Origin of the sequence: Rhizobium sp. R693 (assembly GCF_002211315.1) — a bacterium.
Taxonomy (GTDB): domain Bacteria; phylum Pseudomonadota; class Alphaproteobacteria; order Rhizobiales; family Rhizobiaceae; genus Rhizobium.
The window spans coordinates 56,528-73,376 of sequence record NZ_LOKY01000006.1 but is presented as its reverse complement, the minus strand read 5'-3'; the positions used below and the strand labels follow the sequence as shown (position 1 = coordinate 73,376).

The window sequence follows — 16,849 nt, the reverse complement described above, 5'->3', positions numbered from 1 at the left end:
AAAAAGGCCGCAAAATCTTGATTTTGCGGCCTTTCGTTATCAATGCAGGTTAATTTCAGACCTCGTCACGGCCCGATGCCAGGATACAGATCAGAGTGATGACAGCAGAGAGACCGAGATAGTAGCCGACATACTGCATGCCGTAGTTTGCCTGCAGCCAGGTGGCGATGTAGGGCGCCAGCGAAGCGCCGAAAATGCCGGCAAGGTTGAAGGTGATCGACGAGCCAGTGTAGCGGACGGCAGTCGGGAAGGGCGCGGCAAGAGCCGTGCCGATTAGGCCGTAGGTCATGCCCATCAGCGCCATCGCAACGATCGCGAAGACCACGATGCTGCCTTCGCCGCCGGTCATCAGCCCGGGCAGGAAGAACGAGAAGATACCGATCAGCACGGTGGTGATGATCAGGACCTCGCGGCGGCCGAAGCGCTCCGCAAGCTTGCCGACGATCGGGATAAAGATACCGAAGGCGACAGAACCGACGATCTGAATCTCAAGCGCGTCGAGGAACGGGATCTTCAGGACCTTGACGTTGTAGGACAGTAGGTAAGCCGAGCCGATGTAGAACAGTACGAAGGTTGCCAGCGCCACGAAGGTGCCGAGGAACAGGCTGCGCTTGTGCTTGCGGAAGAGCACGGCAACCGGGACGGCTACACGCTCCTGCTTGTCGATCGCCTTCTGGAAAGCCGGCGTCTCGGTGATCGAGAGGCGGACCCAGAGACCGATGACGATCAGCAGGATGGACGAGATGAAGGGAACGCGCCAGCCCCAGCTGAGAAGCGCATCCTGAGACATGACCTGCAGCAGCAGCCAGAAGATACCCGAAGACAGGAACAGGCCGACCGGCGCGCCGAGCTGCGGGAACATGCCGTACCAGCTGCGCTTGCCTTCTGGCGCATTTTCTGTGGCGAGCAGCACTGCGCCGCCCCATTCGCCGCCGAGGCCGAAGCCCTGGCCGAAGCGGCAAAGTGCGAGCAGCAGCGGCGCGATGACGCCGATCGACTCGTAGGAGGGCAGAAGGCCGATCACAACCGTCGAAATGCCCATGGTGAGCAGGGCGGCGACGAGCGTCGTCTTGCGGCCGATCCTGTCGCCGAAATGGCCGAAGACCACGGCGCCGAGCGGACGGGCGAAGAAGGCGATCGAGAAGGTCGCAAAGGACGCAAGCAGTGCGGTCGTCGGGTCGCTGTTCGGGAAGAACAGCGTCGGGAAGACCAGCACGGCAGCAGTTGCATATACGTAGAAATCGAAGAATTCGATCGTGGTGCCGACGAGGCTTGCGATCAGAACGCGCGCCGGCGAGTTGACTTGCGCACTGTTCGATGAAGCGGGAGTCGGCGATACTCTGGATATCGCGTCTGACATTTTCATTCCAATTGGGATCATAGAAATGCCTGTGAAAGGCAGGCGGCTCTTAACGCAATTTTAATTCGGCGCAAATGCCCGCAGGGCAATAAACGAATAAAAGATTAGTAGGCTTTGCATTTTTTCCGCTCATCGACGCCGCGCATAGTCACTTGACCAGAAACAATATGAAGCAGATTCCTCATGAACGCTCTGGTTGAGCGCGGGAGGGAGGGATGCAGAAAAGTCTTATTGCAGAATTTCTTGGAACGTTCTGGCTCGTGTTTGGTGGATGCGGCAGTGCCGTGCTCGCCGCAGCATTTCCCGAGCTTGGAATTGCCTTTGTAGGTGTTGCATTTGCCTTTGGGTTCACGGTCCTGACAATGGCTTTTGCCGTCGGCGGCATTTCCGGTGGGCATTTCAACCCGGCAGTTTCCGTTGGTCTTGCCGTGGCCGGCAAGTTCCCGGCGGGTCGCGTAATTCCCTATATTGTGGTGCAGGTTATTGGCGCGATCGTTGCCGCGGGTGTGCTCTATGCCGTCGCCAGCGGCAAGGCCGGTTTCGAGCTCGGGGATTTTGCGGCGAATGGTTATGGCGAGCATTCGCCGGGCGGCTATTCACTTTCTTCTGCACTGGTGATCGAAATCGTCCTGACGTCGTTCTTCGTCTTCATCATTTTAGGCTCGACGAGCACCAAGGTGCCGGCAGGTTTCGCGCCAATCGCCATCGGTCTTGCACTGACATTGATTCACCTGATTTCGATTCCGGTCACCAAGACGTCGGTCAATCCTGCACGCTCGACAGGGCAGGCGTTGTTCGTCGGCGGCTGGGCCTTGCGGCAGCTTTGGCTGTTCTGGGTCGCGCCGCTTGTGGGCGGTGTTCTGGGTGGTCTTGTTTGGAAGTTAACGGGCGAGAAAGCCCCGAACTGATGCGACTTCCTTGTGGAAACCCCGCACGGCACGCGCCGTTGCCGCGGGGTCTTGCATCTTGCGCGGCCATGCCCGGGCGGCCTTCCGCGGCAAAAATTAACGAAAGTAAACACTTCATTAACCATAATCGGGCTCTAATACACCTGCATCACCGAACGAGATTCGGACGAGAAACAAGCTTGGTGCAAGCGTCGGAACTCAGTGTGCAGGTTATTTTTGGGGGTGTTGATGAGTCGTAAGCATGTCGCTGTCCTGATGGGTGGATTTTCTTCGGAGAGGCCGGTAAGCCTTTCTTCCGGGACGGCGTGCGCGGATGCTCTTGAGGCTGAGGGCTTCCAGGTGACGCGGATGGACGTCGATCGCGACGTGTCAGCGAAGCTTGCTGCATTGCGACCTGATGTCGTTTTCAATGCGCTGCATGGCCCCTACGGCGAGGACGGCACGATCCAGGGCGTTCTCGAATATCTTGAGATTCCTTATACCCATTCCGGCGTGTTGGCGTCGGCGCTTGCCATGGACAAGGAGAAGGCCAAGGGGGTTGCTGCCGCTGCCGGCATACCTGTTGCTCAGTCCGAGGTGATCAATCGCTTCGCCTTTCCGGCAGAGCATCCGATGAAGCCGCCCTATGTTGTGAAGCCCGTGCGAGAAGGCTCCAGCTTCGGTGTGGTAATCGTTCAGGAGGATCAATCCCATCCTCCGCAGATCATCAGCTCCCCGGAATGGCGCTACGGCGAACAGGTTCTTGTCGAGCGCTACATCTACGGTCGAGAGCTGACTTGCGGCGTTATGGGGGGTCAGGTGCTCGGCGTGACCGAGGTCGTGCCGATGGGGCATGGCTTCTACGACTACGATGCCAAGTACGTCGCGGGTGGATCGAAACACGTCATTCCGGCGGAAATTTCACCGAATATTTACCAAAAAATACAATCATTGGCGTTAAGGGCGCATCAAGCAATTGGTTGCCGTGGCGTCAGTCGCTCCGACTTTCGTTATGACGATCGCTTCTCCGAAGATGGCGAAATCATCTGGCTGGAAATCAACACTCAGCCGGGCATGACGCCAACCTCCCTGGTGCCCGAAATGGCCGCTCATGCCGGCTACTCGTTTGGGGAATTTCTCCGTTGGATGGTGGAGGACGCTTCTTGTTCTCGGTGACGGTTAAAAGAATAGGGCGCCCGAGTCATCAGGTGGCGCCTTCGTATCCCGAGGGTGATGGTCGGCTGATTCTGCCGCGCCCGTTGCGGCGCGTCGTTCGCTTTCTTGTCAGTCTCGGAAGTGGCCGCATCCACATTCCGGCCCATGTCGGGACGGTCTCCGCCTTGGCTTTCTTGGCAGCAACCGGTCTTTACGGCATGTCGCTCGGTGGTCACACCGAGGCCGTTGCACAGGCGACGACGACCGCTGCCGGCTTTGCGATCGATGACGTGAAAGTGTCCGGTAATTCCGAGACCTCTGAAATTGAGATTCTGCAGTTGTTGGGGCTGGACGGTACAACCTCGCTCGTGGCGCTCGACGTCGATGCAGCGCGCCAGAAGATTGCCAAGCTGCCCTGGGTCGAGAACGTCGAGGTTCGCAAGATCTATCCGAAGACGATCGAGGTGAAGCTCAAGGAGCGCCAGGCCTACGCCATCTGGCAGCATGGCCAGGAGCTTTCTCTCGTGGAGAAGGGTGGTTCGGTCATCGCTCCGCTGCGCGACAATAAGTTTTCGCAGTTGCCCCTGGTGGTCGGTCGCGGTGCTGAGGTTGCTGCAACCTCGCTCGAAGCCGAGTTCGCAAACTGGCCGGAGATCAAGGCGCGGGTGAAGGCCTACGTCTGGGTTTCGGGTCGTCGCTGGGATCTGCATATGGACAACGGCATTGCGGTCAAGCTGCCGGAAGACGATGTCGATCTGGCGTTGGCGCGGCTGTCGAAGTTCATGAAGGAGCAGGACCTTCTGGAGCGCGATATCGCTGCGGTTGATCTCAGGCTCACCGACCGCACGGCAATTCAGTTGACGCCGGAAGCGATGGCGCGCCGGCAGCTTGTGCTTGATCAGCGGACCAAGGATTTGAAGAAGGCGGGGCAAAATATATGAGCTTGTTCGGTTCGTCCCATTTCGGATTGCCGCGCCTGAAGCCGCTTTCGTCGAAGCGGTCCCATGTCGTTTCGGTGCTGGACATCGGCTCGACGAAGGTCGTCTGCATGATCGGCCGCCTGACCCCCCGCGAGGAAAGCCAGGTGCTGCCCGGCCGCACGCACAACATTGAAATCATCGGGATCGGCCACCAGCGCTCTCGCGGTATCAAGACCGGTGCGATTTCCGACCTCGATGCGCTGGAAAGCGTGATTCGTCTTGCCGTTGACGCCGCCGAGCGCATGGCCGGCCTGACCGTCGAAAGCCTGATCGTCAACGTTACTGCGGGTCGCTTGACGAGCGATATCTACACCGCAACCATCGATCTTGGCGGCCAGGAAGTCGAACTGAACGACCTCAAGAAGGTTCTGTCGGCTGCCTGTCAGCAGTCGCTGCGACAGGATCGTGCCGTGCTGCATTCGCTGGCGACCGGCTTCTCGCTCGACGGCGAGCGCGGTATTCGCGATCCGCTGTCGATGTATGGTGACGTTCTCGGCGTCGACATGCACGTCGTCACCGCCGAGCGCACTGCGCTGAAGAACCTCGAGCTCAGCGTCAATCGCGCGCATCTCTCGGTTGAGGGAATCGTTGCGACGCCTTACGCTTCCGGCCTGGCTGCTCTCGTCGACGACGAAGTCGAGCTTGGCTGTGCTGCGATCGACATGGGCGGTGGCACGACGACGATTTCCGTCTTCGCGGAAGGCAAGTTGGTGCACACCGATGCCGTCAGCCTCGGAGGCCATCACGTCACCACTGATTTGGCCCGCGGTCTTTCGACCCGTATCGAAGATGCCGAACGCCTGAAGGTCGTTCATGCGTCCGCCATGCCGAATTCCTCGGACGAGCGCGAATTGATTTCGATCCCGCCGATTGGCGAAGACGAACGCGACCTGCCGACGCAGGTGCCGCGCGCTTTGGTATCGCGCATCGTCAGCGCCCGTATCGAGGAAACAATGGAATTGATCCGCGACCGCATCCAGCGCTCGGGCTTCAGCCCGATCGTCGGCAAGCGTGTCGTGCTGACGGGTGGTGCGAGCCAGCTCACCGGCCTTGCCGAAGTTGCGCGCCGCATTCTTGCCCGCAACGTCAGAATCGGTCGTCCGATGGGCGTCTCGGGCCTGCCGACTGCAGCGAAGGGCCCTGCCTTTTCGACCGCCGTCGGTCTGATGATCTATCCGCAGGTCGCGGACCAGGAAACACATGCGTCACAGAGCGGTCTGCTCATGTCGCTTGGGGGAAATACCAGCCGCTTTGCCCGCATGGGGCAGTGGTTGAAAGAAAGCTTCTGATAATTGCGTGAATTGGCCGGCGTGGCGATGCGGCCATAAAGAGAAGGAACGGTAACATGACTATCAAGCTGCAAAAGCCGGATATCACTGAGCTTAAGCCGCGTATCACCGTGTTCGGTGTTGGCGGTGGCGGTGGCAACGCTGTCAACAACATGATCTCCGCTGGCCTCCAGGGCGTCGACTTTGTCGTTGCCAACACGGACGCCCAGGCGCTGACGATGACCAAGGCGGAGCGCATTATCCAGCTCGGCGCCAACGTCACCGAAGGTCTCGGTGCTGGTTCGCAGCCGGAAGTCGGCCGCGCAGCTGCTGAAGAGTGCATCGACGAGATCGTCGATCACCTGAACGGAACGCACATGTGCTTCGTCACCGCCGGCATGGGCGGCGGCACAGGCACGGGCGCTGCTCCGGTCGTTGCGCAGGCAGCCCGTAACAAGGGCATCCTGACGGTTGGCGTCGTTACCAAGCCGTTCCACTTCGAAGGCGGCCGCCGCATGCGGCTTGCCGAGCAGGGTATCCAGGAACTGCAGAAGTCTGTCGACACCCTGATTGTCATTCCGAACCAGAACCTTTTCCGCATCGCCAACGACAAGACCACCTTTGCCGATGCATTCGCGATGGCAGACCAGGTTCTCTACTCCGGCGTTGCCTGCATCACCGATCTGATGGTGAAGGAAGGTCTCATCAACCTCGACTTCGCCGACGTCCGATCTGTCATGCGCGAAATGGGCCGTGCGATGATGGGTACCGGCGAAGCATCCGGCCAGGGCCGCGCGATGCAGGCTGCCGAAGCTGCAATCGCCAACCCGCTGCTCGACGAAACCTCGATGAAGGGTGCACAGGGCCTGCTGATCTCGATCACCGGCGGTCGTGACCTGACCCTCTTCGAAGTCGATGAGGCTGCGACCCGCATCCGCGAAGAAGTCGATCCGGATGCCAACATCATCCTCGGCGCGACCTTTGACGAATCGCTCGAAGGCATCATCCGCGTGTCGGTTGTTGCAACCGGCATCGATCGCGCGATCAACGAAGCTGCTGGCAAGACGTTCCAGCCAGTCGCAAAGCCGGTTATCCGTCCTTCCGCGGCCGTTGCTCCGGCGCCGGCCGCAGTTCAGCCTGCACCTGTCATGCAGCAGGCCCCGAAGCCCGTCGACCCAGTTGCGCAGGCAATCCGCGCGGCCGAGGTCGAAATGGAGCGCGAGCTTGAGATCCACGCCCCACGGGCAGCAGCTCCCGTTCAGCAGCCGGCGATGCAAGAGACCTTCCGTCCGCAGAGCAAGATCTTTGCTGCGCCGGAGGCCGCTCCAATCATTCGCCCGGCTCCGGTTCAGCAGGCCCCGGTTCATGCACCAGTCATGAGCCAGCCTGTTCAGCAGCCGATTATCAGCCAACCCGCGCCGGTCATGCAGCAGCCGGCGGCCGCCCAGCAGGCCGTCCGTATGCCGAAGGTGGAGGATTTCCCGCCGGTCGTGCAGGCAGAGATTGACCATCGCTCGCAGCCGGCCGCTCCGTCTCACGCTCACGAGGAGCGTGGTCCGATGGGTCTCCTGAAGCGGATCACCAACTCGCTTGGTCGTCGCGAAGAGGAAGTTGCTCCGGAAATGACGTCCGCTCCGGCAGCCGCGTCGCAGCAGCGCCGGCCGCTTTCTCCGGAAGCAAGCCTCTACGCACCACGTCGCGGAAATCTCGACGATCAGGGCCGTACCGTTCCACAGGCTCGCATGATGCAGGAAGACGATCAGCTTGAAATTCCTGCATTCCTGCGCCGCCAGTCGAACTGAGGCAACGGATAGAATCGCCACAAGGATGCCCGGGAGTACGCTCCCGGGCATTGCCGTTTCAGCACCTTGAATCCGGAGCTAATTGCCTTGTTATTTCAAAGACATGCTTTCGTAACAATGCGAAAGAAACAGTGATTTGGATTGGAACCCCGGCGCACGTATGTATGTGCTCAAGAAACCGTCCTCTTGCGCTTTATGGCGAGGCTTTGACGGAGTGAAATGAACCCTGGCAGATGGTTCGGCATGTTAGCCGCAGCGGATCACCAGGGATAATAAAGGCAAAAATTTATGGTTATTGGCATGTTGGGTTTTCAAACGACAGTATCGCGCCCGATCGCGCTTTCGGGCATCGGAGTCCATTCCGGTGCTGACGTTTCGATTACCTTCAACCCGGCAGAAGCTGACACTGGCGTCGTCTTCAATCGCATGCATGAGAATGGCGAGGTTTCCGAATATCGTGCCGTGTCCTCGCAGGTCGGCAATACAGATCTCTGCACCGTTCTTGGTTTCTCGCCGGCGCGCTCGGTCGCGACGATCGAACATGTCATGGCTGCAGTCTACGCGCTTGGTCTCGACAACGTCGTGATCGAGGTTGATGGCGCGGAAATGCCGATCATGGACGGCAGCTCGATGCCCTTTATCGAAGCGATCGAACAGGTTGGCCTGGTATCGCTCGGCGTGAAGCGCCGCTACATCCGCGTCACCAAGCCGGTTCGCATCGAGCATGGCGGTTCGTGGAGCGAGTTCCGCCCTCATGACGGCATGCGCTTCGAAGTCGAGATCGATTTCGACTGCCCGCTGATCGGTCGGCAGAAGTGGGAAGGCGACATGACGGCTGCGACGTTCAAGTCCGAACTGTCGCGCGCTCGTACCTTCGGCTTCATGCGGGATGTCGAGCGTCTTTGGGCCTCCGGCCACGCGCTTGGTTCGTCGCTTGAGAATTCCGTCGTCATCTCGGACGATAATACGGTTATCAATGTTGAAGGCCTGCGCTACGCCAAGGACGAGTTCGTGCGCCACAAAGCACTCGATGCCGTTGGTGACCTCGCGCTAGCCGGTGTTCCTTTCATCGGTTGCTATCGCTCCTATCGCGGCGGCCACAAGATGAATGCCAATGCTCTCAAGGCGTTGCTCAGCGATCCGACCGCCTACGAAGTGGTCGAGACGTCTGCGCCGCGTCAGCGCGTTGCTGCCCGGGACTTCATCCGGGTCAACGCACCGGAATTTGCTCCCTGGTCGGCATGACCTCCATCGCATTTACTAGGCCAGGGCCGCCTCCTTCGGGAGGCGGTTTCTTTATGGGGAACAGACTCACGGTGATTCCCCGATACATGTGTTGCCGCAGATGTTTAGCGGCAACAGGCGCAGCTTTCGCAGTGTAAAACCGGTGTTTATCGCCTGCATCGCCACAAAAATGCGTTAATGCGTCATCATTGCGTTGCTCTGGCTCCACATTTGTGGCTAGAAACGCCAGCAAGGCGTGGCTGCCGTTGAGGGATGGCGGCGTTGGGATTGTTCCGATGGGTTATGCAGGGTCTGAAAGTATGATGAAGACAGCGCGCGCTTTGTTCGCATCGCTCTTGGTGCTGAGCGCAGGTGCCTTAATTTCCGGATGCCAGTCGGACCCCGATATCGATATTACCAAGCTCGGCGTCGAGAGCGATCCGCCGGATGTTCTCTACACGCAGGGCCTCGCCAACATGAAGGCCGGCAATATGGCCGAAGCCGCGCGCAAGTTCGACGCGATCGACCGCGAGAACCCGTTCTCGGAATGGGCACGCAAGGCGCTCGTGATGAGCACCTTCGTGAAATACCGTCAGGGCCGTCTGGACGACGCTCTTGCCTCCGGTAACCGCTATATGGCGCAGTATCCGAAGTCGAAGGATGCTCCCTATGTACAGTATCTGATCGGTCTGACTTACTCGAAGCAGATCGTGGATGTCACTCAGGATCAGCGCGCGGCTGCGAAGACTGTTGAGGCCATGCAGGCGGTTATCGACAACTATCCGGATTCCGAATACGTCGATGACGCGCAGGCGAAAATCCGCTTCGCGCGTGACCAGCTGGCCGGCAAGGAAATGCAGGTCGGCCGCTACTACATGGAACGCAAGGAATATCTCGCGGCGATCTCGCGTTTCCGCACGGTCGTCGAGAAGTATCCGAATACCAACCAGATCGAAGAAGCGCTCGCGCGTCTTGTCGAAGCTTATTACGCAATGGGCATTGTCGAAGAGGCGCAAACGGCAGCTGCGGTTCTCGGCCACAACTATCCTGACAGTCAGTGGTACGCGGATTCCTTCAAGCTCCTGAAGAATGGTGGCACCGAGCCGCGTGAAAACCCAGGTTCGTGGATTGCTGCCGCAGGCAAGAAACTCCTGCTCGGTACCTGAGGCCAATGCTGATCCAGCTTTCGATCCGCGATATCGTCCTGATCGAGCGGCTGGATCTCGCCTTTGAGACCGGCCTCTCGGTGCTGACCGGGGAGACCGGCGCTGGCAAATCCATCCTGCTTGATAGCCTTTCGCTCGCCCTTGGCGGGCGCGGAGACGGTGGTCTTGTTCGCCATGGCGAGGACAAAGGGCAGGTAACGGCTGTCTTCGACGTCGGCCCGGATCACGGCGCCCGCAAGCTGCTGCGCGAAAACGGCATCGATGACGATGGCGATCTTATTTTCCGCCGTGTCCAAAACTCCGACGGCCGCACCAAGGCCTATGTCAACGACCAGCCGCTCAGCGTTCAACTGATGCGCCAGGCCGGACAGATGCTCGTCGAGATTCACGGTCAGCATGATGATCGTGCGCTCGTCGACACCCACGCCCATCGTATCCTGCTCGACGCCTTCGCCGGCGCGAACGAAGACGCTGCGGCCGTTTCCAACCTCTACCGGATTTGGCGCGATACCGAACGGACGCTGAAGAAGCAGCGTGAGAAGGTGGAGAATGCCGCCCGCGAGGCGGACTATCTGCGGTCATCCGTCGAGGAGCTGGAAAAGCTTTCGCCGCTGGATGGCGAGGAGGACGAACTCGCCGACCGTCGCCAAAAAATGATGAAGGCCGAACGAATCGCCGGCGATATTGCCGAGGCCTCGGAATTCCTCAACGGCAATGCTTCTCCTGTGCCGCACATCGCCTCGCTGATGCGCAGGCTGGAGCGCAAGAGCCACGAGGCCCCGGGCCTGCTGGAAGATACCGTGGCGCTTCTGGACGCCGCTCTTGACCAGCTCTCCAATGCCCAGATGGAAGTCGAGGCTGCGCTGAGGAAGACGGAATACGATCCGAAGGAGCTCGAGCGCGTCGAAGAGCGCTTGTTTGCCTTGCGCGCCGCCTCCCGCAAATATTCCGTTCCGGTAACCGAACTGCCGGCGCTGGCGGTCCGCATGATCAGCGATCTTGCCGATGTCGACGCCGGCGAGGAAAAGCTGGCCAAGCTCGAAGCCGAGGTCGGTGTCGCCAGGGCGAACTATGACGCGGCGGCGCGGACGCTTTCCGACAGGCGTCATCATGCCGGCGACGCCCTGGCTGCTGCCGTCATGGCGGAGCTGCCGGCACTAAAGCTGGAACGTGCGCGCTTCATGGTGGAGATCACCACCAATCCGGAGGACGCGACCTCTGAAGGTATCGACGTGGTGGAATTCCACGTTCAGACCAATCCGGGCACGCGTCCTGGTTCGATCATGAAGGTGGCGTCAGGCGGTGAGCTTTCGCGCTTCCTGCTGGCGCTGAAGGTGGCGCTTGCCGATCGCGGTTCCGCACCGACGCTCGTTTTCGACGAAATCGATACCGGGGTCGGCGGGGCGGTTGCCGATGCGATCGGTCAGCGGCTTAAGCGGCTTTCCGACCGTGTACAGGTGCTTTCGGTCACGCATGCGCCGCAGGTCGCCGCGCGGGCGGCAACGCATCTGCTGATTTCGAAAGGCCCGGCTGCCGAAGGCTCCGAGAAGATCGCGACCCGCGTCGCGACGATGGCGCCCGGCGACCGTACCGAGGAAATCGCACGCATGCTTGCGGGCGCCTCGGTAACGGAAGAGGCGAGGGCAGCGGCTGCCCGGCTGCTGGCCGGGAACGGTTGAATTCTTAATCGCCGAATTGGGGAGAGGGCGAACGAGGACCTCTCGCTCTCTTTCAATCCACTCATTTTGCTCTAAAACCGACTCCAGATTCCGTGGAGCGAGAGCCGTATGTCGACCGAAGCCATAGCCGTTGATGCCCTGACGATCGAAGATGCCGCCGCCGAGCTTGAGCGGCTTGCCAAGGAGATCGCCCGCAACGACGAGCTTTATCACGGCGAGGATCGCCCGGCGATTTCCGATGCCGAGTATGATGCGCTGAAACGGCGCAACGACGCGATCGAGGCGCGCTTTCCGGAACTCGTTCGCGAGGACAGTCCGTCGCGGCGCGTCGGTGTCGCCCCTTCGGTAACCTTCGCGCCAGTTGTCCATGCGCGGCCGATGCTGTCGCTCGACAACACGTTCTCGCAGGAGGACGTGCAGGATTTTGTCGCGAGTGTCTATCGCTTCCTCGGCCGGCTGCCGGACCAGTCGATTGCCTTTACTGCGGAGCCGAAGATCGACGGTCTTTCCATGTCGATCCGCTATGAGAACGGCAGGATGGTGAGCGCGGCAACGCGCGGCGACGGCACAACAGGCGAGAACGTCACGGCCAACATCCGCACGATCAAGGAGATTCCCCAGACACTGCCTGCGGGGGCGCCCGCCATCGTCGAGGTGCGCGGCGAGGTCTACATGGCCAAGAGCGACTTCCTGGCACTCAACAAGCAGATGGAAGCCGAGGGCAAGCAGACCTACGTCAATCCCCGTAATACCGCTGCCGGATCGCTGCGGCAACTTGATGCCAAGGTGACGGCAAGCCGCAAGCTCAAATTCTTCGCCTATGCCTGGGGGGAGATGTCGGACATGCCTGCCGAGACGCAGTTCGGCATGGTTGAGGTGTTCAAGAGCTGGGGTTTTCCCGTCAATCCGCTGATGAAGCGGTTGAATTCCGTCGCCGATATTTTGGCCCATTACGATGAGATCGGCCTGAAGCGACCTGACCTCGACTATGATATCGACGGTGTCGTCTACAAGGTCGATAGCCTGGAACTGCAGCAGAGGCTCGGATTTCGTTCCCGCAGCCCGCGCTGGGCCACGGCGCATAAGTTCCCGGCAGAGCAAGCTTTCACGACTGTCGAGAACATCGATATCCAGGTAGGCCGCACCGGTGCACTCACTCCGGTTGCACGGCTAACGCCAATTACGGTCGGCGGCGTCGTCGTGACCAATGCAACATTGCACAACGCCGATTACATCGAAGGCATCGGCAATTCGGGCGAACGTATTCGCGAAGTTGGGCACGACATCCGGATCGGTGATACGGTCATCGTGCAGCGAGCGGGAGACGTTATCCCGCAGGTGCTTGACGTCGTGATGGAGAGGCGGCCCGCCGAGGCGGTCCGATACCCTTTCCCGCAAAAATGCCCGGTCTGCGGCAGCCATGCTGTGCGGGAGAAGAACGAGAAGACCGGCAAGCTCGATTCAGTCACGCGCTGCACCGGTGGTTTCATCTGCCGTGCGCAGGCGACCGAGCATCTGAAGCACTTCGTCTCGCGCAATGCCTTCGATATCGAGGGTCTGGGGTCGAAGCAGGTCGATTTCTTCTTCGAGAGCGAGGATCCGTCACTGCAGATCCGAACAGCACCAGATATTTTCACGCTGGAGAAGCGGCAGGCTGGCTCGCTCACCAAGCTCGAAAACATTGAAGGCTTCGGCAAGGTCAGCGTCGGCAAGCTTTATACGGCGATCAATGAGCGGCGGAACATTGCGCTGCACCGGTTCATCTATGCGCTCGGCATCCGCCACGTCGGCGAGACGACGGCCAAGCTTTTGGCGCGCTCCTACGGCACCTACACCGATTTCGAGGCAGCGATGAAAGCCGCCTCGTCGCTTTCCGGCGATGCCTGGAACGACCTCAACGCTATTGAAGGCATCGGTGAGATCGTCGCGCGCGCGATCGTCGAATTCTACAAGGAACCTCGCAATGTCGAGGTAATCTCGCGCCTGCTTGCTGAGTTAAACGACGGGACGCCCCTGCCGGCAGAGAAAATCTCAGCTTCAGACAGCCCTATCGCCGGCAAGACTGTCGTCTTCACCGGTTCGTTAGGGAAGTTCACGCGCGACGAGGCCAAGGCGCGGGCTGAAAGCCTTGGCGCCAAGGTCGCGGGATCGGTGTCAAAGAAGACCGATATCGTCGTTGCGGGGCCGGGAGCGGGCTCCAAGCTCGACAAGGCGCGCGAGCTTGGCGTCCAGACGATGGACGAGGACGAGTGGCTGGCGCTGATCAGCCGGTGAGAAATCGGTTTTCGTCGACCTCAAAGCGTTCCTTTATCGCTTGATGCGCGCCATCGCATAGGCATCGACGTAGCTGCCGGCCCGGAAGGCGTAGGCACGAAGTATGCCTTCCTCTTCGAAGCCGCACTTTCTGTAGAGGGCGAGGGCGGCTTCGTTGTCGGTGTAAACGGTCAGCTCCAGGCGCATGATGTTCAGCCAGTTGTCCGCGGCGTCGATGATCGCCGCGAGCAGCGCACTACCGATGTCGCGGCCGGTAAAATCGTCATGCACGCCCATGCCAATGCTGGCGACGTGGTTGCGACGACCACGATAGCGGGTCATGCCGATGTCGCCCACGATCTGCTCGTCAATCGTCGCGACGAGGCGCATCGCGTCCGGATTGCTGTTTTCGAGATGGCGGCGGGTTTCTTCAATACTCTGGTAGGGTGGACGCAAGGTCCCAGCGCGAAAGCCCGGTAGATTGACCAGCGTTGCCAGGGCTTCGGTATCGGATGGACGGACGGCTCGGATCAGTAGTCCGACCGGTATTTTTCTGCGACTTGGATTTTTCTGCATGCAACTCTCCTTCTCAGTTTGAGGAGAGCCGGTTTCCAAACCCTGCTCGCCTCGGCAGGGTTTAGGGGATGACGGACTGCTTCTAACGCACCATCGCTCCCGCCAACCCCGCAAGGGTGGTCGTCAGCACAACCGTAGTGGTCATCGATCCGTTCATGGGCGCCATGTTTCGCAATCCGCTTGCGGATGTCAACAGCCGGATTTGCGCGGAGAGGGCGGGGAAGCTATGCCAGATCAATGCAATCGAATCGGAAATCTCGTTGAAAACCATTGCCATTGATTTCGAGACAGCCAACGAACAGCGTGGCAGTGCCTGCTCGGTCGGGCTGGCATGGATCGAGGACGGCAAGGTCACCCGCGTCGAGGAGCGGCTGATCCGGCCGAAGGAGATGCGCTTCTCCGGCATGAACATCGCCATCCATGGCATCCGGCCGGAGCATGTTGAGGACGCGCCGGAGTTTCCGGAGGTGATGGACGAGTTCCACGATGATTTCCGAGGCGCGACCATGATCGCGCACAACGCTTCTTTCGATTTCAGCGTGTGGCGCGCGAGCCTCGATCTCTATCGGCAATCCTATCCGGAATTGACCTATCTCTGCAGCCTGAAGATGGCGCAGAGGATCTGGCCGCACTTCCTCTCGCATCGGCTGAACATGATCGCCGAGCATCTCGGCCTGCGTTTCGCCCATCACAATGCCGGCGAAGACGCTGCCGTCTGCGCGCATGCGGCGATTGCGATGGCAAAGACAGTCGGGGCCGCAGCGGTCAACGCCATTCCGGCCCTGATCGGCATGAAGCCAGGGCGACTGACTTCAACCGGATACGAGGCCTGCACCTGCAGGAAGGCGTGAAGCCTTCCTTGTAAAGGCATCACTCGCACTTACCTTAGATGCGGATCTAATCAGGGAATCGCCATGTCCGGAAAAAGCTACACCGCGCTCGCTGCCGCCTCGCTCATCGGCCTCTGCGCCGGCACGGCATCTGCTGATCAAGTCGGCAAGGTCGGGGTCGACTGGATCGGCAACGACATCATCATCGATGCGGTGGCTGACCCGCAAGTGAAGGGTGTGACCTGCCACGTCACCTATTTCGACCGCAGCGTCATCGACCGCGTGAAGAACGGCAACTGGTTCGAGGATCCCTCGAACAACTCCATCTCGTGCCGCCAGACAGGGCCGATCGAGATCGGCGATATAGATCTGTCGAAGGGCGGTGACGAAGTCTTCAAGACAGGCATGTCGCTGATCTGGAAGAAGCTGGTCGTCAACCGGATCTACGACAAAGAGAATGACACGTTGATCTATCTCTCGCATTCCCGCGAACTGACCGACGGCTCGGCCAAGATGGCGATTTCGACCATCCCGCTATATGGGCAGAACGTCACGTGGAAGAACGGCAAGCCGCAATAGCAGCACGTCCGCGCTAGTCGCAACTTTTGGGGTGTGCCGGAAGCTCGTCGCAGATGACATCCCACGACACCTTTTCGGACGTCCAGACGTGAAAGGTCGGGTGATATGCATTCGGCTCGTCGAGACTGACGGTCATCATGTCGATCAAGTCGGGGTCCGCATCGTTTTGATAACTGAGCGGGGAGCCGCACAAGCCGCAGAACGTGCGCACGACGCCCTTCGAAGAGGCGAAGGCCCGCGGAGCTCCTTGTTCATAGACCAGTGTTCGTACAGGGAAGGTGACAAACGGCAAGGTGGGAGCCGAAGCAACCTTTCGGCAGGTCTGGCAGTGACAGATGCCACTCGCCAACGGCGCTTCGTCAATTCTGTAGCGGACCGCGCCGCAGCCGCATCCCCCGGTGTGACGGGTCTTCGCCTCGCTCATGTTCCGTACCCCGTTGCTCTTCAAACACCGCCCTGTGCTTTGTTCAGTCAAAGCTGTGCGGAACGCGCGGTGAGCAAATAGCCTGCAATGCGGCCCTAAGAATGGCATGCAGAAAAAAAACCGCTCGCGCCGGTTCCGGCGCGAGCGGCTCAAAGTTCCCTTGGGATGGCTGGGTTTTGCCGAACCCGCCAGTCTCGTCAAGCCGCCTGTGCCAGCTCGTCGGCAATGACCGTGTCGAGGTTCAGGAAGCAGACCATTGTCTTTTCGAGAGCCACGATGCCGCGGCAGAAGGCGCGCTGCGCTTCCGGAATAATCTCCGGCGCCGGCTGCAGGTCTTCGCTCTTGATGGTCATCATGTCGGAAACCTGCTCGACCAGCAGGCCGACGAGCTTGCCGGCGATATCCGTGACGATGATCGCAGAGCGCTCGGATGGCTCGGTCATCTTCATGCCGAGGCGGCAAGCCATGTCGATCACGGGGATCACCGCGCCGCGCAGGTTGATGAGGCCTAGCACGTAAGGCGGTGTGTGCGGCATCGGCGTTACCGGCGCCCAGCCGCGGATTTCGCGGATCGCCATGATATCGATGCAGAATTCCTGCTCTCCGAGATGGAAGGAGACGATCTCGAGATGCGAGCCGGTCTGGTTGATGATGGTGTTGTTCATG

15 protein-coding genes are annotated in these 16,849 nt (G+C 59.9%); 11 read left to right on the top strand and 4 right to left on the bottom strand.

All coding sequences use genetic code 11. From position 1 onward, the window contains the following. Window positions 1–55: 55 nt before the first annotated feature. On the bottom strand, window positions 56–1,360 hold the full coding sequence (locus tag ATY79_RS07760) for an MFS transporter (RefSeq protein WP_088691959.1): 1,305 nt from the start codon (window positions 1,358–1,360) through the stop codon (window positions 56–58). Window positions 1,361–1,575: 215 nt separating this feature from the next. Between ATY79_RS07760 and aqpZ the strand changes: the two genes are divergently transcribed. From aqpZ to ligA, 9 genes are all read left to right on the top strand, one after another. Then, the gene (gene aqpZ / locus ATY79_RS07755) at window positions 1,576–2,268 is read left to right on the top strand and encodes an aquaporin Z (protein ID WP_088691960.1); all 693 of its coding nucleotides are present in this window, start codon (window positions 1,576–1,578) and stop codon (window positions 2,266–2,268) included. Between the two features lie 228 nt (window positions 2,269–2,496). Next, window positions 2,497–3,423 carry a D-alanine--D-alanine ligase gene (locus ATY79_RS07750; RefSeq protein ID WP_088703408.1) on the top strand — a complete coding sequence of 309 codons (927 nt, stop codon included), beginning with the start codon at window positions 2,497–2,499 and terminating at the stop codon, window positions 3,421–3,423. After that, window positions 3,411–4,343: a cell division protein FtsQ/DivIB gene (locus ATY79_RS07745; RefSeq protein ID WP_088691962.1), complete on the top strand. Its 933-nt coding sequence runs from the start codon at window positions 3,411–3,413 to the stop codon at window positions 4,341–4,343. Before ATY79_RS07750 ends, ATY79_RS07745 begins: the two co-directional genes overlap by 13 nt. Next, the gene (gene ftsA / locus ATY79_RS07740; protein WP_018858330.1) at window positions 4,340–5,671 is read left to right on the top strand and encodes a cell division protein FtsA; all 1,332 of its coding nucleotides are present in this window, start codon (window positions 4,340–4,342) and stop codon (window positions 5,669–5,671) included. The genes ATY79_RS07745 and ftsA overlap by 4 nt, the downstream gene beginning before the upstream one ends. Window positions 5,672–5,727: 56 nt before the next feature. Continuing rightward, window positions 5,728–7,452 (top strand): cell division protein FtsZ, encoded by a 1,725-nt coding sequence (gene ftsZ / locus ATY79_RS07735; RefSeq protein WP_088691963.1) that lies wholly within the window; start codon window positions 5,728–5,730, stop codon window positions 7,450–7,452. A gap of 288 nt (window positions 7,453–7,740) precedes the next feature. Further along, a complete protein-coding gene (lpxC, locus tag ATY79_RS07730) occupies window positions 7,741–8,697 on the top strand; it encodes a UDP-3-O-acyl-N-acetylglucosamine deacetylase (protein ID WP_088691964.1) in 957 nt (318 codons plus the stop codon). Window positions 8,698–8,972: 275 nt separating this feature from the next. Then, window positions 8,973–9,842, top strand: a complete 870-nt coding sequence (locus ATY79_RS07725; protein WP_189637107.1) for an outer membrane protein assembly factor BamD — start codon at window positions 8,973–8,975, stop codon at window positions 9,840–9,842. 5 nt (window positions 9,843–9,847) lie between these two features. Further along, window positions 9,848–11,521 carry a DNA repair protein RecN gene (gene recN / locus ATY79_RS07720; protein WP_088703407.1) on the top strand — a complete coding sequence of 558 codons (1,674 nt, stop codon included), beginning with the start codon at window positions 9,848–9,850 and terminating at the stop codon, window positions 11,519–11,521. 108 nt (window positions 11,522–11,629) lie between these two features. Beyond that, window positions 11,630–13,795, top strand: a complete 2,166-nt coding sequence (ligA, locus tag ATY79_RS07715) for an NAD-dependent DNA ligase LigA (RefSeq protein ID WP_088691967.1) — start codon at window positions 11,630–11,632, stop codon at window positions 13,793–13,795. 33 nt (window positions 13,796–13,828) lie between these two features. Here ligA and ATY79_RS07710 read toward each other — a convergent pair whose 3' ends face one another. Beyond that, the gene (locus ATY79_RS07710; protein ID WP_088703406.1) at window positions 13,829–14,350 is read right to left on the bottom strand and encodes a GNAT family N-acetyltransferase; all 522 of its coding nucleotides are present in this window, start codon (window positions 14,348–14,350) and stop codon (window positions 13,829–13,831) included. 260 nt (window positions 14,351–14,610) lie between these two features. Between ATY79_RS07710 and ATY79_RS07705 the strand changes: the two genes are divergently transcribed. Then, the gene (locus ATY79_RS07705; RefSeq protein WP_088692060.1) at window positions 14,611–15,201 is read left to right on the top strand and encodes a 3'-5' exonuclease; all 591 of its coding nucleotides are present in this window, start codon (window positions 14,611–14,613) and stop codon (window positions 15,199–15,201) included. Between the two features lie 63 nt (window positions 15,202–15,264). Beyond that, entirely contained in the window at window positions 15,265–15,759 is a 495-nt protein-coding gene (locus tag ATY79_RS07700; RefSeq protein ID WP_088691969.1) for a CreA family protein, read from the top strand. Window positions 15,760–15,772: 13 nt separating this feature from the next. On the opposite strand, the gene ATY79_RS07695 is transcribed toward ATY79_RS07700, so the two are convergent. Both ATY79_RS07695 and ATY79_RS07690 read right to left on the bottom strand, forming a co-directional pair. Further along, the gene (locus ATY79_RS07695; RefSeq protein ID WP_088691970.1) at window positions 15,773–16,183 is read right to left on the bottom strand and encodes a GFA family protein; all 411 of its coding nucleotides are present in this window, start codon (window positions 16,181–16,183) and stop codon (window positions 15,773–15,775) included. Window positions 16,184–16,380: 197 nt separating this feature from the next. After that, window positions 16,381–16,848, bottom strand: coding sequence for a chemotaxis protein CheW (locus tag ATY79_RS07690; RefSeq protein WP_007534808.1), 468 nt, complete (start codon window positions 16,846–16,848; stop codon window positions 16,381–16,383). Between the last annotated feature and the right edge of the window lies 1 nt (window position 16,849).